The 18,108-nt window shown below is 62.6% G+C and carries 14 protein-coding genes and 1 pseudogene; 7 read left to right on the top strand and 8 right to left on the bottom strand.

What is annotated here, in order from left to right; genetic code table 11:
- Nucleotides 1-49: 49 nt before the first annotated feature.
- The 5 genes and pseudogenes from AB4Z19_RS09680 to AB4Z19_RS09660 form a co-directional block, all read right to left on the bottom strand.
- On the bottom strand, nucleotides 50-1,354 hold the full coding sequence (locus AB4Z19_RS09680) for a M20/M25/M40 family metallo-hydrolase (protein WP_442025907.1): 1,305 nt from the start codon (nucleotides 1,352-1,354) through the stop codon (nucleotides 50-52).
- 44 nt (nucleotides 1,355-1,398) lie between these two features.
- Nucleotides 1,399-2,124 (bottom strand): sulfite exporter TauE/SafE family protein, encoded by a 726-nt coding sequence (locus tag AB4Z19_RS09675; protein WP_442035130.1) that lies wholly within the window; start codon nucleotides 2,122-2,124, stop codon nucleotides 1,399-1,401.
- A 225-nt stretch (nucleotides 2,125-2,349) separates the two neighbouring features.
- Nucleotides 2,350-4,221 carry an AMP-binding protein gene (locus AB4Z19_RS09670; RefSeq protein ID WP_442025905.1) on the bottom strand — a complete coding sequence of 624 codons (1,872 nt, stop codon included), beginning with the start codon at nucleotides 4,219-4,221 and terminating at the stop codon, nucleotides 2,350-2,352.
- An 18-nt stretch (nucleotides 4,222-4,239) separates the two neighbouring features.
- Nucleotides 4,240-4,692: a MaoC family dehydratase gene (locus AB4Z19_RS09665; RefSeq protein ID WP_442025904.1), complete on the bottom strand. Its 453-nt coding sequence runs from the start codon at nucleotides 4,690-4,692 to the stop codon at nucleotides 4,240-4,242.
- Nucleotides 4,693-4,694: 2 nt separating this feature from the next.
- A pseudogene (locus tag AB4Z19_RS09660) lies at nucleotides 4,695-6,700 on the bottom strand (3-hydroxyacyl-CoA dehydrogenase NAD-binding domain-containing protein).
- A 150-nt stretch (nucleotides 6,701-6,850) separates the two neighbouring features.
- On the opposite strand from AB4Z19_RS09660, the gene AB4Z19_RS09655 reads away from it, so the two are divergent.
- The 5 genes from AB4Z19_RS09655 to AB4Z19_RS09635 are packed head-to-tail and all read left to right on the top strand — an operon-like array spanning nucleotide 6,851 to nucleotide 12,004.
- Nucleotides 6,851-7,666, top strand: a complete 816-nt coding sequence (locus AB4Z19_RS09655; protein ID WP_442035128.1) for an ABC transporter ATP-binding protein — start codon at nucleotides 6,851-6,853, stop codon at nucleotides 7,664-7,666.
- Nucleotides 7,663-8,394: an ABC transporter ATP-binding protein gene (locus tag AB4Z19_RS09650; RefSeq protein ID WP_442022883.1), complete on the top strand. Its 732-nt coding sequence runs from the start codon at nucleotides 7,663-7,665 to the stop codon at nucleotides 8,392-8,394. Before AB4Z19_RS09655 ends, AB4Z19_RS09650 begins: the two co-directional genes overlap by 4 nt.
- 2 nt (nucleotides 8,395-8,396) lie before the next feature.
- On the top strand, nucleotides 8,397-9,335 hold the full coding sequence (locus tag AB4Z19_RS09645) for a branched-chain amino acid ABC transporter permease (protein WP_442022882.1): 939 nt from the start codon (nucleotides 8,397-8,399) through the stop codon (nucleotides 9,333-9,335).
- Entirely contained in the window at nucleotides 9,332-10,603 is a 1,272-nt protein-coding gene (locus tag AB4Z19_RS09640; protein WP_442022881.1) for a branched-chain amino acid ABC transporter permease, read from the top strand. Before AB4Z19_RS09645 ends, AB4Z19_RS09640 begins: the two co-directional genes overlap by 4 nt.
- Nucleotides 10,604-10,612: 9 nt before the next feature.
- Entirely contained in the window at nucleotides 10,613-12,004 is a 1,392-nt protein-coding gene (locus AB4Z19_RS09635) for an MATE family efflux transporter (protein ID WP_442022880.1), read from the top strand.
- Between the two features lie 4 nt (nucleotides 12,005-12,008).
- Here AB4Z19_RS09635 and AB4Z19_RS09630 read toward each other — a convergent pair whose 3' ends face one another.
- Together AB4Z19_RS09630 and AB4Z19_RS09625 are read right to left on the bottom strand one after the other, a co-directional pair.
- Nucleotides 12,009-13,238 (bottom strand): branched-chain amino acid ABC transporter substrate-binding protein, encoded by a 1,230-nt coding sequence (locus AB4Z19_RS09630; protein ID WP_442022879.1) that lies wholly within the window; start codon nucleotides 13,236-13,238, stop codon nucleotides 12,009-12,011.
- Between the two features lie 86 nt (nucleotides 13,239-13,324).
- Nucleotides 13,325-14,821 (bottom strand): CoA transferase, encoded by a 1,497-nt coding sequence (locus tag AB4Z19_RS09625; protein WP_442022878.1) that lies wholly within the window; start codon nucleotides 14,819-14,821, stop codon nucleotides 13,325-13,327.
- A 126-nt stretch (nucleotides 14,822-14,947) separates the two neighbouring features.
- Between AB4Z19_RS09625 and AB4Z19_RS09620 the strand changes: the two genes are divergently transcribed.
- The gene (locus AB4Z19_RS09620; protein ID WP_442022877.1) at nucleotides 14,948-16,126 is read left to right on the top strand and encodes an acetyl-CoA C-acyltransferase; all 1,179 of its coding nucleotides are present in this window, start codon (nucleotides 14,948-14,950) and stop codon (nucleotides 16,124-16,126) included.
- A gap of 3 nt (nucleotides 16,127-16,129) precedes the next feature.
- Here the strand turns inward: AB4Z19_RS09620 and AB4Z19_RS09615 are convergent, their stop codons facing one another.
- The gene (locus AB4Z19_RS09615) at nucleotides 16,130-17,179 is read right to left on the bottom strand and encodes a porin (protein ID WP_442022876.1); all 1,050 of its coding nucleotides are present in this window, start codon (nucleotides 17,177-17,179) and stop codon (nucleotides 16,130-16,132) included.
- A 173-nt stretch (nucleotides 17,180-17,352) separates the two neighbouring features.
- Here AB4Z19_RS09615 and AB4Z19_RS09610 point away from each other — a divergent pair, with 173 nt between their 5' ends.
- The gene (locus AB4Z19_RS09610) at nucleotides 17,353-18,087 is read left to right on the top strand and encodes a TetR/AcrR family transcriptional regulator (protein ID WP_442022875.1); all 735 of its coding nucleotides are present in this window, start codon (nucleotides 17,353-17,355) and stop codon (nucleotides 18,085-18,087) included.
- The last annotated feature ends 21 nt before the right edge of the window (nucleotides 18,088-18,108 follow it).

Raw genomic sequence — 18,108 nt, 5'->3', positions numbered from 1 at the left:
AAACCCTAGAACCGGGTCAGACCCTTGGGTCTGACCCAGGTGTTAGGGTTCAGCGGGTCAGGCGATACAGCAGCAATGCCGTGCGAATCGCGCCCTGCTCGATCGACTTCAGATCCAGATCCTCCTCCGGCGAATGCGCACCACGGCCGGTCGCGCCAAGACCATCCAGGCTGTCCACATACGGCGCAGCAAACTGCACATCCCCCGCACCACGCTCACCCGGCGGCAACGCCGCAATCGGCCCCAGCCCGGCGTCCGCACTGGCGCGCGAATACACCACCAGCAGCTTCAGATTGCCCGCTGTCGGCGCCATCGGCGGATAGCCGTCCATGAACTTGATGGACGCGCTGGTGCCTGGCAGGTTCTGCGCCACAATGGCGCGCATTTTTGCGTGCGTCAGCTCGCCCTGCTCCGGCGTCAGGAAGCGCAGATCGCCTTTAACGAAGGCGCTGTTGGCAATGACATTGGTTTTGCCGAATGCCGTGCCCTTGGCTGCCGCATCGTCGTAAGCGACTTCGGTGCCGCCCACGATGACACCCGGATTGAAGGTCAGATTCGGCTCGATCAGCTGTTGCCGGAAAGCGTCGAGAATGCGCGCCGTTTCGTACACAGCGCCGTAGCCCGCGCCCTGCGTGAACACGCCGGACGAGTGTCCCTGCTTGCCCTTCACCTCCAGCTGCCAGCTGGTCGCCGCACGGCGGCCGATAGTGCCGGTGGCCTTGCCATCCTTGTCGAGCACCGTGGCCTCGAAGGCCAGCGCCACATCGCTGCGTTTGGCCATGGCCACCATGTCGCGGCGCGAGATGGATTTCGGGCTGCCGGCGTTTTCTTCATCGCCGGTAAAGATCACGCTGATAGTCGTGTTATTGAGCGCGCCTGCAGCGTGCAGCGCCCGCAGCGCCTCGATCACGATGACATCGCCGCCCTTCATATCATTGACGCCTTGACCGCGCACGCGGTCGCCCTGGCGGTCCCATTTCTGCACCGGGCTGTCCGGTTCGAACACGGTATCGAGATGGCCAATCATCAGCACCCGCTTGCCCTGCTTGCCCTCGCGCGTGGCAACCAGATGGCCGGCACGCTTCACTTCGGGCGGCATATCGATCCACTGCGTTTTGAATCCCAGCTTATCGAACTCGGCGCGGAACACATCGCCCACGGCGCGCACGCCGGCATGGTTCATGGTGCCGCTATTGATGTTGACGGTTTTCTCCAGCAGGACCAGCGCCTCCGCCGAATGCGCCTTCACCGCGGCCACGATGCGCTGCTCTTCCGGCGACAGCGATTGCGCGGCTGCCCCTCCCATCAAACCTGCGGCAAACAGCGGAACAAGCAAACGGGTAGCGCGCTTCATGCTGACATCCTCCGGAAGTGATAGAGGTGCCAACTGTACTATGGCTAGTGCACAAATCCAACCACACCGTCCCACAGCAGCTTCAGCGCCGTGACAACCAGCAAACCGTAGCAGATGCGGTAAAGCTGTTCCTGATTCAGGCGGCCATGCAGCTTCCAGCCCGCCCAGACACCAAACAGGCCCGCTGGTGCGCAGATACCGGCCGTGGCCCAGAATTCGGCCGACAAATTACCGACCGCCAGCCAGGGTCCGGCCTTCAGCAGATTACCGATGGTGAAGAACATGCTGGTGGTGCCGGCATAGACTTCCTTCGACAAGCCAAGCGGCAGCAGGTACATCGCCAGCGGCGGTCCGCCCGAATGCGCCACCATGGTCGTCACGCCGGATGCGGTCCCGGCAAGGATCGCCTTGCCGTTGGAGCGCTCGCCCGTCGCAACAACGCCTTTCCTGATCCACCACAGGTAGGCGATAAGCAGCGTCGTTACCGCCATGATGATTTCGATGATGTGGCGATCCAGATGTTCCAGCAGCGCGTAGCCGGCGCCAATGCCGACAACCAGTCCGGGAAGCAGCAGCTTCAGATCAGGTTTCGACCAGGTGTGTGGGCGCCAGAAGCGCAGCGCAAAGAGGTCTGTCGCAACGAAGATAGGCGCCAGCAGGCTGCCCGCCTTGATGGGGTCCATGACCAGTGCCAGGACGGGAATGCCGATGATCGCAAAGCCGCCGCCAAAAGCACCCTTCATGAAGCCGATGACCATGACAGCCATCATGGCGACACAAATAACGAGGGGATCAAGATGCATGATTAGTGGCATTGTACGGACTTCCGCCGGCGCTCGCTGATGCAGGCCTTGCACTCATATCCGAGGCTGTTATTACGCACGACGTAGAACTCTTCGTCGGCCGGCCACAGCTCGCCGCAACGGCGGCACTGCTGCTCGTTCCCCAACTCGGTCAGGGCGAGGCGGCGAAAGCCGCCCCGGTAGCGCCGGATCTCAATCACGTCCCGACTGCACCACCGACTCGTGGCAAGGCTGCAGGAACAGCGCTTTCACATCGTCGGCGCGGCGCTCGATCACAGCGCGCTGGTTGATGCTGCCTTTGTCGGTGACTTCGTAGTGCTGCATCGAAGCCGGTTCGGCCAACACGCCAAGACGGTCTATGCGCATTGATGCCGCTCGCACACCGGCATTCATGGCGGACAGGCGGCGTTGCAGTTCCGCCTGCAACTGTGGATGGCCGCGCAAGGCCTGTGCGCTGAGCCCTGCCAGTTCAGGCAAAGCCTTCGCACAGGCTGCGGCATCGGGCCAGGCCAGCGCACCAACCGTGTCTGCGCCATCGCTGGTCAGCACTGCATCCTTCAGCAGCGGACTACAGGCTTCCAGCAAGCGTGTACGCAAGGCCGCGGTGCGCACCCAGGTGCCGTTCATCAGTTTGAAGTCCTCGGCAAAGCGGCCCGCGAAACGCAGCCCTGCCAGGGGATCTTGCGGATTCACGAAGCGCACCGCATCGCCCAGCAGGTAATAGCCCTCTTCGTCGAAGGCATTGGCGCTGAGCTCCGGCGCATTCAGGTATTCGCGGAAGATATTCGGACCACGGATGCGCATCTCGTAGCGGCCCGGCAGATTCGGATCTTCCAGCAGCTTGAGCTCCACGCCGGATACGGGCAGACCGATACAGCCCACATCGTCCACCGCCCAATACTGCGTGACCGCAGGACCGGACGATTCAGTGGCCCCGAACACGGAGGTCAGCACAATGCGTTCGCCCGTCGTCGCCACCGCCAGGCGCTGGAAGCGGTCGTACACATCACGCGACAGCACCGCGCCGCCGTAGTACACGTATTTGAGGCGCGAGAAGAAGTGCTGCGCAAACGCCGGATCGCGTTCCAGTTCGCCGATCAGCATATTCAGGCCGATGGGCACATTGAAGTACAGCGACGGCGCCACTTCGCGCAGATTCTTCAGCGTCGTATCGAAGCGGCCCGGCATCGGTCGGCCGTCGTCGATATACAAGGTGGCGCCGAAACGCAGGATGCGGTTCATGACGATATTGCCGCCCATGACGTGATGCCATGGCAGCCATTCCAGATAGACCGGCTGCTCTACCGGGTCTTCCTTGAAAACGCGCGCCGCCATTTCCTGCGCGGCGGCCACCATGGAACGCGTCTGCACCACGGCTTTCGGCACGCCGGTAGAGCCGGAAGTGAACATGTATTTCGCGGGCTGCTCGCCTTGCAGCGCGGCGTGATGCAGTTCCAGGCCTGGCGCGTGTGGCGCGGCCGCCCAGGCGGCGAAAGCCTGCATGCCGGGCCAGCCGGCATCCACGCTGATTACGCGTTCCGGCGGCATATCCAGCGCCCTGAGTGCATTCGCGTATTTTTCGGCATCCTGCACGAAAATCAGGTGAGGATTCACAACCGCCACCGCCGCACGCAGGCGCGTGCACTCGCCGCCGAGCGCCGAGTAGGCCGGCGACACAGGCGCCACCGGCACGCCCGCATACAGCGCGCCCCACATCATCAGCGCCTGCTCTGCGGAGTTCTCGGACAGGATCGCCAGCGGCCGCTCAGCCGAAGCGCCCGCCGACAGTAACGAAGAGGCCACCGAGCGGATCGCATCCCACACCTGCTGCACCGACCACTTGACCCACTGGTCATCGGCGCCGCGCTGCACCAGCATCGGATTATCCGGCCGGATGCGTACCCAGTGCGCCAGCCAGTCCGTAGTGCAGGCCGCAGGCTTCGGCAGCTCGTGGCCGGAACCCAGCAGCAGCACGCCGTCCGGCCTGCGTTGCACGGAAGCCGTCGGAGGCCGGAAGCCCACGTCGCGGAACGGCGCCTGGAGCGGGATATTCTCTGTCATCATGCTGTCTCCTCAATCGTATTATGCAGTCGGCCGCTTGGGCACGCTGGACAAGCCATACATGCGCATCACCACGTCGCCGTTCTGATTTTTCAGTTCGACGCGGGCTTTGGCGATGCCGCGCTTTGGCTTATCCGGCAAGGTGATGACTTCCACCAGCTCGCGGTCTACGTGCAGCACATCGCCCGGCCGCACCGGCTGCAGCCAGCGCAGTTCATCAATGCCCACGCCGACCACCGGCAAGTCACCGAACAGGCGCGCTTCCACGCATTTGCGCATCGCCAGCGAAGCCAGTTGCCAGCCGCTGGCAATCAGGCCGCCGAAGGGGCCATTGGCCGCGGCTTCAGGGTCGGTGTGCATCGGCTGCGGATCGAAGCCCTTGCCGAAATCGATCACGTCCTGCTGCGCGATGGTGAAGGGCTGGCTGGCCCATTTTTCACCTACTTGCAGATCTTCCAGATAACGGTTCGCCATGGCTATCCTCCAAAAGACTTACCTTCGTACGCGAGTTCGACCAGCAATGGGTCCGGCTGCCACTGGCTGCCCTGGTAGCCCTTCTGGAATTCACGGATGGTGGCGAGCACCTTGTCCAGGCCGAATTCGCTGGCGAAGAACATCGGGCCACCACGTGTGGCGGGGAAGCCATAGCCGGTGAGGTAGACCACGTCGATATCCGATGCACGTTGCGCGATTCCTTCGCGCAGAATGGCGGCGCCCTCGTTCGCCAGCGCGACCAGCAGGCGCTGCACGATTTCCTCATCGCTCACTTCGCGCTGGGGAATATTGTGCTCTTTGCGATACGCGGCCAGGATGGCTTCCGCTTCCGGGTCCGGCAGCGGCTTGCGCTGGCCCGGCTCATAGCGATACCAGCCCTTGCCCGTCTTCTGACCCAGGCGGCCCGCTTCGCAGATACGATCGCCAATGCGCGAGTAGACCATGTCCGGCCGCTCGATGTAGCGGCGCTTGCGGATCGACCAGCCGATATCCAGGCCACTCAGATCACCCACCGCCAGCGGCCCCATGGCCATGCCCCACTTCTGCATGGCGCCGTCGATCTGCTGCGGCGAGCAGCCTTCGTCCAGCAGGAACAAGGCCTGCTGCAAATACTTCTGCAACATGCGGTTGCCGATAAAGCCATCGCACACACCCGAGGCTACCGGCACTTTGCCGAGGCGCCGGGAAAGATTCATCACCGTCAGCAGCACATCGTCCGCAGTACATTCGCAATCGACCACTTCCAGCAGGCGCATGATGTTCGCCGGCGAGAAGAAGTGCATGCCGATCACGTCGCGCGGACGATTGGTGCTGGCGGCAATCGCGTTCACATCCAGCATGGAGGTATTGGTGGCGAGGATGGAACCCGGCTTGGTGATCTCGGCCAGCTCGCGAAAGATGCGGCATTTCAGGTCGAAGTCTTCGAATACCGCTTCGACCACGATGTCCACGCTCGCCGCAGCATCCAGCGTGGCAGCGGGCGTGATCAATCCCAGCACCGCATCGCGCTCGGCGGCGCTCATGCGCCCTTTGGCGACCTTGGCCTCGTACACTTTGGCGATGTGCGCGCGGCCGCGCTCAAGCGACTCCGGTTTGACATCGATCAGCGTCACAGGAATGCCCGCATCGGCAAAGCAGATCGCGATGCCCGAGCCCATGGTGCCCGCACCGATCACTGCCGCACTATTGACGGGACGCGCCTGGTACCCAGCATGGCGAGGAAGCGTTCACGCTCGTACGCCAGGCCCTGATCGAATGCTTGCTCGGCCGCGGCGACACAACAGTCCACGATATGCAGCTTGGCGATATTGCCTTGTGCGCTGGCTTCCACCTTTTCGCGCAAACGGTTCAGGTAACCCGGCGCCAGCGTCTCCATGCGCGCCGGCAGGTCGCGCGTGCGGCGCAGCGCACCTGTTTTGCTACGGGCGAAATCCACCGCCGCTGCCAGCAGTTCCCCTTCAAATACGGCATCGACCAGGCCAAGCTGATGCGCTTCGCCGGCGTCAATGGCAGAACCGTTGAGCATCATGTCCGCAGCTTTATCCATGGGCACCAGGCGTGGCAGGCGCTGGGTGCCGCCCGCCCCCGGCAGGAAGCCGAATTTCACTTCCGGCAGCCCCAGTTTGGCGCCGCTGCCAGCCACGCGGTAATGCAGGGCCAGCGCCAGCTCGAGCCCGGCGCCATAAGCGAAACCTTCGATTGCAGCCACGACAACCTTATCGATCCTGTCACAGCCTTCGATCAGCTCCGGCATGATGGGGCTCATTTTCTGGGCTGGTGTATTGAACTCGCGTACATCCGCGCCGCCACAAAAAATATGTCCCTTGCCGGTGATGACGATGGCCTGCACGTCGCTGCGCTGGGCAGCGTCGTTCAGCATGGCGCCAAGCCGTCCGCGCTGGGCGCCGGAGAGACTGTTCACTGGGGGATTGTCGAGGGAAAGGATGGCTACACCGTCCTGAACTGGGTAATCGCTTGCTGGATGCATCGTCGTCTCCGCTGAGGTTCTGGTGAATTCATTTTGACAGTGTCAAGTTTAGAAGTCAATCTCGCTGACGCGCCAAAATTCAATTTGTCATCCGCAAAGTCAGCTGCTATTATGAATTCGCATCTTTACATTGTAATGTTTGGATCATAAATGAACGATATAACGGAGACACAAGGCGCCGCACCAGCGCTGCGCCTTGCAGCAGTAAAGAAAGCGTTCGGCGCCACGGAGATCATCCGCGGTGTGAATTGGGAGGTCGCGCAGGGCGAATGCCATGTGCTGATCGGCCCCAATGGCGCCGGCAAATCCACCCTTTTTGGACTCATCAGCGGCAACCTGCGCGTTAGCAGCGGGACCATCGCGCTGAACGGCCAGCAGATCTCAGGCATGAGCGCCAGCAAAATAAGCCGCAGCGGTTTGGGGCGCAGCTTCCAGACCAATAACCTGTTCGGCCGCATGAGCGCTTTCGAGAACGCCCGCATTGGCGCCTTGCGTGCTGTCGGTCACGGCCCCTCTTTCTGGCGCGGCCTGCAGCATGGCGGTCCCGCCGACATGCGTGCGCTGGAAGTGCTGGACGAAGTGGGCTTGCTCGACAAGGCCCACACCATGACCAGCCTCCTGTCCTATGCCGACCAGCGCGCCCTGGAAATCGCCATGGCCATCGCAGGCGGCCAGCAGGTGCTGCTGTTCGATGAACCCACGGCCGGCATGAACCGCGAAGAAACCTCGCGCGTCATCAGCCTGTTGCAGCGCCTGCGCAGCGCGGACTCCCGGCGCACTATCGTCATCATCGAGCACGATATGAATGTGGTGTTCGAATTGGCCGACCGCATTTCGGTACTGGTGTACGGTGAAATGATTGCCACCGACACGCCCTCCAATATCCGCGCCAACCGTAAAGTGCAGGAAGCCTATCTCGGCGTTCCCGCCACACTGCAGCAGTCCGCTGCCATGGAGGCAGTATGACTCACGCAGAATTGCTACGCACCCACGACGTCACGGCGGGTTATGGCCAGGGCCAGGTGCTGCACGGCGTCGATCTGAATGTGGGGACCGGCGAAACCGTCGGCCTGCTGGGCCGCAATGGCGCCGGACGCTCCACTCTTCTGAAGGCCATCATGCGCCTGGTGCGCGGCAGCGGCAGCGTGACCATGGCGGGCAGCGAAATCGGCAAGGCCCCCACGCACACCATCACGCGCTGCGGCATCGCTTACGTGCCGGAAGACCGGGGCATCTTCCCCGACCTGACGGTGCGCGAAAACCTTGCCGTCGGCAAGCGCGGACGCAATTTCCACGGCTACGAAGACTGCGCAGGCCCGGCCTGGAGCGAAGATGAATTCCTTGAAATGTTCCCCAACCTGAAGCGCCGCGCCAATACCCACGGCGGCGTACTGTCCGGCGGTGAGCAGCAGATGCTGACCATCTGCCGCGCGCTGATGGGGCAACCGCGCCTGATCCTGGTCGATGAGCCGACCGAAGGGCTCAGCCTGTCCATGGTCGACCAGGTGGCAACCCTGCTGCGAGAAGTGGCCCGGCGAGGCGTGGCCATCCTGCTGGTCGAGCAAAAGCTGACCATTGCGCTGCAGCTGTGCGACCGTGTGAACGTGATGGGCCATGGCCGCATCGTATTCGACGGCACGGTGGGGCAATTCGAATCCGATCCGCGCGTGCGCGCCAACTGGCTGGAGGTCTGAACATGGAAACACTGGCACTTGGCCTGTTCAATGGCGTCACCTACGGCATGCTGATGTTCCTGATGGCTGCCGGCCTGACGCTCGTCTTCAGCATGCTGCGCGTTTTGAACTTCGCCCACACCGCCTTCTATATGCTGGGCGCTTACTTCAGCTACACCTTTGCCCAGCTGTTCGGTCTTGGCTTCTGGGCTGGCCTGGTGGCAGCGCCCCTATGCTGCGCATTGCTGGGCGCACTGGTCGAGCGCTACGGTTTGCGCCACGTGATGCGCTATGGCCTGCTTGGCCCCCTGCTGTTCACCTTTGCGCTGGACTTCGTTCTGGTGGAAGTGGTCACGCTGGTGTGGGGTAAACAGCCCGTCGCATACCAGGTTCCAGCTTCGCTGGACTTCGCCCTGCTCACCATTAACGGCATCGAGTATTCCGCCTACCGCTTCTTTGCACTCAGCATGTCGCTGGTGGTGCTGGCCGGCCTGTTCGTGATGTTGAAGACGACGCGTATCGGTGTGACGGTGCGCGCTTCCCTGTCCCATCCGGACGTGGTCAACTCGCTTGGCCATAACCTGCCTGCCCTGCGCGCCGGCGTGTTCGTGCTGGGCGCCGCGCTGGCGGGACTGGCCGGTGCGCTGGCCGGCAATATCCTCGGCACCGAGCCGGGCATGGCCAACCAGCTGGGTACGCAGCTGTTCATCATTATCGTGGTCGGCGGCCTGGGGTCGCTGGCTGGCGCCTTCATTGCGTCGATCCTGCTTGGTGTGCTGCAGACGCTGGCGATTTCCACGGGCCTGAGCTGGGCCGAACTGCTTGGCCCGATGCAGCACTGGGCCGCCGGCGTTGACGCGCTGGCAGAACCTGTCAGCCGTTTCGCGCCGCTGATTCCTTTCGCAATGGTCCTCGCGGTTCTCCTGTTCCGTCCGCGCGGCTTGATGGGGCAGAAAGAATGATGGACATGATGACACCAACGCCGGCCGCGCGTTATGCGGCCTACCTGCCCAAGCAACGTCCGCTGGCGCAACGCGCCGCGCCTTGGGCGGCCGTATTCCTGATTATGGCCGCGCTGCCTTTCGCATTCTCCGGCATGCTGGGCCTCTCGATCCTGACCCAATCCTGCATCGCGATCACCTTCGCGCTGGCCTACAATATGCTGCTGGGTGGTACGGGCCTGCTGTCCTTCGGCCACGCGCTCTATTTCGGTGTCGGCGCCTACGTCACGGGCCATCTGCTGAACAACTACGGGGCAGCTGCGCCTGTCGTGTTGCTACCGCTGGCGGGCGGCGGTGCAGCCCTGCTGGTGGGCGCCGTGCTGGCCACCTTCACGGTGCGTCATGACCGCACGACTTACGCCATGATTTCGCTGGCGATCGGGCAGCTGGTCTTCTCGGCCTCCATCATCATGGTGTCGTGGTCGGGCGGCGATTCGGGCATTCGACTCGATCCCGCCACCGGCAATGGCTGGGGCGTGGACTTTGGCGATCCACGCGCCATGTATTTCCTGGTCGCGGGCTGGACCTGGATTGCGGCGCTGGCCATGTTTGCCATCACCCGCACGCCGCTGGGACGCCTGATGAATGCCACCCGCGACAACTCGCACCGCATCTCCTTCGTCGGCTTCAGTCCTGTGACCGTGCGCGGTATCGCGCTGACGTTGTCCGGCGGCTTTGCCGGCATTGCGGGTTCGCTGTATGCACTGGCTTTGCAGGTGGTCACCACCGACACCTTCGGCCTGACGCAGACCGCATCCGTCATGCTGCACACCTATATCGGCGGCATTACTACCTTCGCCGGTCCGGTACTCGGTGCGCTGCTGATCACGGTGACGTCGGCCCACCTGTCGTCGCTGACCGAAGCATGGCCGCTGTACCAGGGTGCCTTCCTGCTGATCGTTATCGTCTTCTCGCAGCATGGGCTGGTCGGCGCATTGTCCAGTGGACGTACGACGCTGGTGCGCCTGCATGCCAGCAAGGGCCTTGGCCATGTGGTATTCAGCTGCATTGTGGCCATCCTGCTTACTCTGCTGACGGTGGCGGGCTTCGTCATGATGGTTGAAATGACGCAGGCATGGTCCGCAGATCAGACCGAGCCGGTCAAACTGCTTACTGGCGCGCTGGCTTTCGACGTATCGCCACACCAGCCCGTGCACTGGGCGGTGGCGCTGATTTCACTGCTTGCCGGCGCTGCTGGACTGCGCCTGATGCGACGCCTGTTCCGCTAGTGCCTCCTTATGCCTGACAATACCCATGCGGCCGGGTCCACACCCGGTCCCCGGGCGCCGCTCGACGCCCGCACACAGCGCCTGCTGACGGCGCCCGTCCTGCCTACTCTGCTGCGCCTGGCCGCACCCAATATGCTGGTGATGCTGGCGCAGTCCTCGGTGGGACTGATCGAAACCTATTTCGTTTCCCGTCTCGGCATCGATGCTCTGGCCGGGCTGTCGATGGTGTTCCCTGTGCTGATCCTGGTGCAGACCATGTCCAGCGGTGCGATGGGCGGCGCCATCATCAGCGCGGTCGCGCGTGCGCTCGGACAGGGCCGGCGCGAGCGCGCAGCGGATCTGGCCTGGTACGCACTGGCGGCGGCGCTGGCCTTCGGCACCTTCACCACCGTGCTCCTGCTCACTGGTGGCGCCGCGTTGTACCGTCTGATGGGAGGCGAAGGCGAGGTGCTGCGCGCGGCACTCAGCTACTCGCACATCGTATTTGGCGGCGCAATGCTGATCTGGATCTTCAATCTGCTTGCTGCCGTCATACGCGGCACCGGCGCGATGACCTTGCCCACACTGGTCGTTGTCGGCGGCGCGGTCGCCCTGCTACCCCTGTCGCCTGCCCTGATCTTCGGTTTCGGACCATTGCCGCGTTTGGGCGTGGCGGGCGGCGCCGCGGCGATCGTGCTGTACTATCTGGCCGGATGCATCATCTTCATCTGGCACCTGTGGCGCGGCAAGTGCCTCGTTCGGCCCGCGGCAAGACCGCCCCGCCTGCACTGGATGCCGCTGCGCGACCTGCTGCGTGTGGGCGCGTGGTCTTCCATTGTCGGCACCAGCGCCAACCTGACCATTGCAGGCGTGACTGGCTTCGTGGCTTTACATGGCGTATCGGCCGTCGCCGGCTACGGTGCGGGCAACCGGCTCGAATACATGGTGATCCCGCTGACCTTCGGCCTAGGCATCCCCATCAGCGTGCTGATTGCGACCAGTCTGGGTGCTGGCGACCTCGCTCGTGCGGCGCGCGTCACCTGGACGGGCGCAGCGGTGGCCTTCGTCATCTGTGAAGTGATTGGCCTGGTCGCCGCGCTGTGGCCGGAAGCCTGGATCGGGACCTTCGGCGCAGATCCGCACATGATCAGCACGGGCGTCGCTTACTTGCACATCGCAGGCCCCTGCTACGGCTTCTTCGGCCTCGGACAGGCCTTCTACTTCGCGGCCCAGGGCCGCGGCCAGGTCGCCGTACCAGCGTTTGGCGCCGCGCTGCGCATGGTAGCGGCACTCGGTGGCTGCTGGATTGCACAGCGCCTCGGCGCCAGCGTGCACTGGCTGTTTGCTTCGGTGGGCTTGGGGATGTTCGTGCTGGCCGCCGTCAATGTTCTGGCAACACTGAACGGCGGCAGGAAGAAGTGAAGCGTCAGGCGCCTGCCGGGCGCTTCATCTTGCAGGAAGTCGGCTCGCTCATGGTGTCGGCCTTATAGCTCTTGATCAGTTTAAAACCCCAGGGCGTGCCTTCCTGCTTGTACTTGGCATCGGCCGTCAACGCAGAGATCACGATGGGCAGCTGCGCCTGGTGGTCGGTAGGACGAATGGTCGCCTGGTAACCGCCCACGCCAACCGTCAGCCCTTCCATCGCCTTTGCCACTTTCAGCGGCTGCAGCGAATTGGCCTTGCGGATGGCGCCCGCCAGGAAGGCCCAGCTGCGGTAGGCGCGGTAGCTCTCCATGTCGCCGAAGCCGTCGGCATGCGAATCGTCCTGCAGCTTGTCCATGGCCGGATCGTCCATGCTCATGACCGCATCTGAAGACTGGTACACCTTGTTGACTCCCTTCTCGCCGATGGCCGTCACCTGGCCGTGCTGCGAAGCGAAGGTGGTCATCCATTTCGCGTTCAGGCCGATATCATTGCCCGCGCGGATCAGGCGATTCAGGTCGGTGCCAATATTGGCGGTAATGACGACGTCCGGATTGGCGGCCTTGATCTTGGCGACGTAAGGCGTGAAGTCCTGCACGCGGCTCGGCGGGTGCAGCTGGGAGCCGACGATCTGGATGTCCGGACGCAGCTGCTTCAGGAAGCGGCGCATGGCGGTTTCCGCATTCTGGCCCATCTGGTAATCCATATTCATCAGGTAGACCTTCTTGATGCTGGGGTCCTCGGCCAGATAGGTGATCATGCCCTTCGCCTTCATGCCGATATGGCCATCGGTGCGGAATTGCCAGTAGGAGCAGTATTTGTTGGTCATTTCCTCATCCAGGCCCGCCCAGTTCATCAGGATGATCTCCTTGCCGGGATTGCGCGCGTTGTACTTCTCGATCGCGTCCAGCAGGGTCAGAGTGATGTTGGAGCCAATGCCCTGGATGATGAAGTGGATATCCTCGCCAATAGCGCGATCCAGGCAATTCTTGCCGTCCTTGGGGTTAAACTTGCTGTCGCAAGTCACCAGCTCCGCCTTGGCGCCTGCCATGCCGCCCGCATCATTGTCGCGCTTCACTGCCCATTTGAAATTGGGCAGTGTGCGCTCCAGTGTGGCCGATTGAGGGCCGGACAGCGGATCGATCAGCATCACCTTGAAGGTAGGCTGCTGGGCGTAGGCAGGCAGCGCGCACGCCAGGGCGACGGCGGCGGCAAGTCCATAAAGTTTTTGCATCAGGTGTCTCCGTTATAAGTTTAGATCAAAACTTGACATTGAAAAGATTAGACCCATTCTTTAAGCAATGCAAGAGAAAAAATGGATTACGCCAGCCACTCCGGTTTGCAGGAGCCGCGCGGTACAAACACGGTACGATAGGCGCCCGGCGTGCGCGACATCACCACCTGGTCCGTCACGCCCTGGTAGTGGCCTGCCGGCGTGTCGGCGCTGAACAGCTCCGGCTCCAGCTGCATGTGATCTCCCCCCTTACCCGCGATGCCGTGGGCGTATTCCTTGTCGAAGATGCCCATCGAGTAAAGCCACAGCGACACCCGTGTCAGAGAGACGTGGACGCGGTAGCTGCCGCCTTCTTTTGCGCGGCGCATCAGGGCCGCTACCGCGCCCGCGGTGCACAGCCATCCGACAATATTGTCATTGACGACCATGACCGGCGGCAGCTGGGGCGCATCGGTGCGGCCCTCCAGCGACATCACGCCGGTGACTGCGCCAGCCGTCTGGTCGAAGCCTGCGCGATTGGCCCACGGTCCCGTTTCACCGTGCAGGCTGATGGAGACGTGCACGATGCCGGGACGGATTTCCGCCGCTTCCCGCGCCGTCAGGCCATGCCGCTCCAGGAAGCCGTGGCGGCGGTTGGAATAGAACACGTCCGCATCCTTCAGCAGGTAAGCCATGCGCGCCCTGCCCTCCGGCTCGGCGATATCCAGCAGCGACGAGCGCACGCCTACGTTGGCGGTGGCGTACATGGTGTCGATCTCATGATCGGTGGGACGCCAGATATTCAGCACGTCCGCGCCGTGCAAGGCCATGGCGCGTCCAATCGAGGCGCCAGCAATCACACGCGCCAGACCCAGTGCGCGGATGCCTTCCAGCGGCGATGACGGATTGGCCGAAAACGGCTCCGGTTCCGACTCGCCAATTTTTTCGATCTGAATCAGCGGCAGCGCCGACAGATGGTCACGGTACTGTTCTTCTGCCATGAATTCTTCCAGCGTGCGTACCACCGGCATCACTACCTTGCGCTCTGCGCCTTCGAGTTCGAGTTCGTGCGCATCCCGCTTCGCAATAGCGGCGGCGATGGCGTTGTAATCGTCCGAGCAGCCCAGCATGCGGATGGTTTCCGAACGCATGCGCGGATAGAGGTTGAAGGGCATCACCCAGCGGCCGTCGCGGGCTTCGAAGAAAGCGCGCATGAAGGGATTGTCAGGATCGGCATTGTTGCGGATCGGGTAACCGTTCAACTTCTCCCAGCGCCGCTCGAAGAAAGGACACAGGCGGCGCGGCGCCTTGCGGATGTCGAGCGAAATATTCTGCCCCTCCCCCGTGCGCATGGCCCACAGCGAAGCCATGGCCGCCGATTTCGCCATCAGCGCCGTACCTGCCGCTGAGCCCAGGCGAAACACGCTGGGCACGATGGGATCGGCGCCGCTGAAGGTGATCGCACCGCCCGTGCTTTCGGGGCGAATGCCGATCCCTTCCAGCACAGCGTTCAAGTGGGCGTTGATATTGAACGGCGTACCGCCTGTTTCGCGCCGCGCAAGAATGGCGCTCAGCTGAGCGGTCAGGCTTGGTTTGTGCTGCATGTTTTGTCTCCTGTATTGGAATTGATTTACATCGTCAAGATTACGCGCCGAAATTTCCCTTTGCAAGTTAAACTTTACAGCGTTAAGATATAAATTCAGATCAGTCCACAGGAAGAGGAATCCATCATGCGCGAAGCAGTCATCGTTTCTACCGCCCGTACGCCGCTGACCAAGGCACACCGGGGCGAATTCAATATCACCCCCGGCCCTACCCTGGCCTCTTTCGCCGTGCGCGCTGCCGTTGAGCGAGCCGGTATCGATCCTGAACAGATCGAAGACGCCATCATTGGCTGCGGTTACCCGGAAGGTACGACCGGACGCAATGTTGCGCGCCAGGCGGTGGTGCGTGCTGGTCTGCCGCTGAGCATCGCCGGCACCACGGTGAACCGCTTCTGTGCGTCCGGCCTGCAGGCAATTGCCATGGCGGCAGGCCGCATTGTGGCTGACGGCGTTCCGGCAATGATTGCAGGCGGCGTGGAAAGCATTTCCCACATCGTCACACGCGAGAAAGGCGCAGGCACCGATCCGTGGCTGGTGGAACACAAGCCGGACATCTATCTTCCCATGATCGACACCGGCGACATCGTCGCAGCACGCTACGGCATCAGCCGGGAAGCGCAGGACGTGTTCTCGGCCGAGAGCCAACGCCGCACCGAGGAAGCCCAGCTTGCGGGCCGTTACCGCGACGAGATCATCGCCTGCACCACCACCATGGCGGTCAAGAATAAGGAAACAGGCGAAGTCACGCACCGCGAGGTAACGGTGGACGCCGACAACTGCAATCGTCCCGGCACCACCTACGCTGCGCTGGCAAAACTGGAGCCCGTGCGCGGCCCGGATCAATTTGTCACGGCAGGCAATTCCTCCCAACTGTCGGACGGCGCCTCGGCCTGCGTGCTGATGGACGCGCGCGAAGCCGAACGCGCCAATCTGCGTCCATTCGGTGCTTTTCGCGGACTAGCGGTAGCGGGCAATGAGCCGGATGAAATGGGCATCGCTCCCGTCTTCGCCGTACCCAAGCTGCTGAACCGCTTCGGCCTGAAGATCGAAGACATCGATCTGTGGGAACTGAACGAAGCCTTTGCCTCGCAGTCGCTGTACGTCATCGATCGCCTCGGTCTGCCAACGGATCGCCTGAACGTGAATGGCGGCGCGATCTCGATCGGCCATCCATTCGGCATGACGGGCGCGCGCCTGGCAGGCCATGTGCTGATTGAAGGCCGTCGACGTGGCGCCAAATACGCCGTGGTGACCATGTGCATTGCCGGCGGCATGGGAGCCGCCGGCCTGTTCGAGATCTTCTGATCGTCAGAAGCTCGTCTGAATCCCGGTAGCGGCGCCGAATTGGCCCGTCTGCCGGGTAGTCGGAATCAGCGCCCCCTGATAGCGGTTCTTATCCAGGCCGCCGTAGATCAGGGTGCGTTTGCTGAAGGCATAGCTGGCGCCGATGATCGCCAGTTCACGGCGGCCATCCAGTCCCGCGCTCAGCGAATCGGTACGGTAGTAGGCGCCGGTAACCGAAATCTGCGGCGTGAATTTGTAGCCGACGCCAGCCCAGTAGATACGATTGCCAAACCCGCGCGCTGGCGCATCCTGCGTTTCGCGCACATAGCCGGCGGTGAGCCGCAACTGCTCCCCACTCCACGCTGCGCCAAAGGTGCGCGACACATTGCGGAACCCCAGCGCATTGTATTTCTGCGTGATGGCGCCACCGCCAGCAAAGCCATTCCAGGTATAGGTGCCGCCGATCGCACGCGCAGAGCCGGAGCGGTTATTGCCGGACTGCTCGCCCGCTGCATACTCCGCGCGCGCAGTCAGGCCGCCGAACGTGCCGGTGTACTGAATGTCGTTATTGAAGCGCGTACCCGAAGTGGCTGAAGCGCCCAGGCCCGCAGTCACCGCCGCTGCGGGCAGGCTGGTGCCCGCACCGCTGATCAAGGGCGCCAGGGTTGGGAAGCGGAAGCTGAAAGGATCGTAGGTGCCGATGATGCGGTAGGCGATGGTGTACTGGCGACCGAATAGAATCGAACCATAGGTATTGCTGCTCAGGCCCACAGCGGCGGTACGGTTGAACAGCGAACCCGCAACGTCCTGCGCGCCAGTATCCACAAAGTAGCCGCTCTCCAGGGTGAACGTCGCCTTCAGTCCCCCGCCCAGGTCTTCTTCGCCTTTGAATCCAAGCCGATTGGCGAGGTAGTGGCCGGAAGTCTGGGTCACCATGCTGCCTCCGTTTGCATCCGTGTTGGTCTGATAGCGCACGCCGCCATCGATGGTGCCGTAGATGGTGACGTTGCTTTGGGCCGAGGCCAGGCTGGCACAAGCCCCCAGCGCCGCGGACGCAAAAATCTTCTTGCTCATACTTTAGTCTCCGTGATTTTTATGGAATGTCGATCTCGACCAATCCAGTATTGGCTGCTAATATGACACTGTCAAGTTAACAGTGTTATTCGGAGACTTAAGTGAGGCTTGATGCAACAGCTTATGCTATTGTGCGGGCTTGGACAGTACGGAATCCTTTCAACGCAAAGATTATGCAGACAGATAAAGACGAGAACGCCGCACCAGCCGCCAGCGGCAAAACGGGCAAGAAAGGCGCATGGCACCACGGGAACCTGCGCGAGGAGATGGTCAAACGCGGCGTGGAACTGATTGAATTGCGCGGCGCAGCCGAGCTGTCGCTGCGCGAGGTGGCGCGCATGGTTGGCGTGTCGCAGACTGCGCCGACTCACCACTTCGGCGACAAGGAAGGCCTGCTGGCCGCCATTGCGTCCGAAGGTTTCCGCGTGCTGATGGGCGAACGCCTGGCCGCACTCAAGGATGGCATGACCAAGGAGCAGCGCCTGCGCGTGGTGATGCGCGTGTACGTGTCCTTCGCGCTGCGCCATCCGGAGCTGTTCCACCTGATGTTCGGCACGCGCATCCCGGACAAGCGCAAACATGCGGAACTGATGGAGGCCAGCGCAGGTTCCTTCCAGTTCCTCAGCAATTCCATCGCCGAATTCATGGCGGCCGACAGCAATAGCGATCGCCCGCCGCGCTATTCGGCGCTGGCGGTTTGGTCGGGCATGCACGGACTTGCCACACTGCTGGCGGACCGCGACAGCGGCTTGTTCCAGGTGCCGGATGCGAAGATTGATCAGGTGTGTGACAGTGTTACCACCGTGCTGCTGGATGGTTTGAAGGCGGCGCAGGTGCGTGAATCCGGCGAAGCTGCGCCAGCAGAGAAGCCGGCGCCTCGCGCGCGCAAGACCGCGAAAGCCGGCTAAGCGCCCGCTACGGCGGGTCAA

Origin of the sequence: Pseudoduganella sp. RAF19, from assembly GCF_052114165.1 — a bacterium.
GTDB lineage: Bacteria > Pseudomonadota > Gammaproteobacteria > Burkholderiales > Burkholderiaceae_D > Rugamonas.
Note: the sequence above shows the minus strand (reverse complement) of the source record. Positions and strands in the feature narration are given on the sequence as shown.

Coding starts and splice junctions, on each gene's coding strand:
- AB4Z19_RS09675 (WP_442035130.1), bottom strand. CDS start 2,124: ATGATGGCTGTCATGGTCATCGGCTTCATGAAGGGTGCTTTTGGCGGC.
- AB4Z19_RS09650 (WP_442022883.1), top strand. CDS start 7,663: ATGACTCACGCAGAATTGCTACGCACCCACGACGTCACGGCGGGTTAT.
- AB4Z19_RS09615 (WP_442022876.1), bottom strand. CDS start 17,179: ATGAGCAAGAAGATTTTTGCGTCCGCGGCGCTGGGGGCTTGTGCCAGC.
- AB4Z19_RS09640 (WP_442022881.1), top strand. CDS start 9,332: ATGATGGACATGATGACACCAACGCCGGCCGCGCGTTATGCGGCCTAC.
- AB4Z19_RS09610 (WP_442022875.1), top strand. CDS start 17,353: ATGCAGACAGATAAAGACGAGAACGCCGCACCAGCCGCCAGCGGCAAA.
- AB4Z19_RS09620 (WP_442022877.1), top strand. CDS start 14,948: ATGCGCGAAGCAGTCATCGTTTCTACCGCCCGTACGCCGCTGACCAAG.
- AB4Z19_RS09630 (WP_442022879.1), bottom strand. CDS start 13,238: ATGCAAAAACTTTATGGACTTGCCGCCGCCGTCGCCCTGGCGTGCGCG.
- AB4Z19_RS09625 (WP_442022878.1), bottom strand. CDS start 14,821: ATGCAGCACAAACCAAGCCTGACCGCTCAGCTGAGCGCCATTCTTGCG.
- AB4Z19_RS09655 (WP_442035128.1), top strand. CDS start 6,851: ATGAACGATATAACGGAGACACAAGGCGCCGCACCAGCGCTGCGCCTT.
- AB4Z19_RS09665 (WP_442025904.1), bottom strand. CDS start 4,692: ATGGCGAACCGTTATCTGGAAGATCTGCAAGTAGGTGAAAAATGGGCC.
- AB4Z19_RS09680 (WP_442025907.1), bottom strand. CDS start 1,354: ATGAAGCGCGCTACCCGTTTGCTTGTTCCGCTGTTTGCCGCAGGTTTG.
- AB4Z19_RS09635 (WP_442022880.1), top strand. CDS start 10,613: ATGCCTGACAATACCCATGCGGCCGGGTCCACACCCGGTCCCCGGGCG.
- AB4Z19_RS09645 (WP_442022882.1), top strand. CDS start 8,397: ATGGAAACACTGGCACTTGGCCTGTTCAATGGCGTCACCTACGGCATG.
- AB4Z19_RS09670 (WP_442025905.1), bottom strand. CDS start 4,221: ATGATGACAGAGAATATCCCGCTCCAGGCGCCGTTCCGCGACGTGGGC.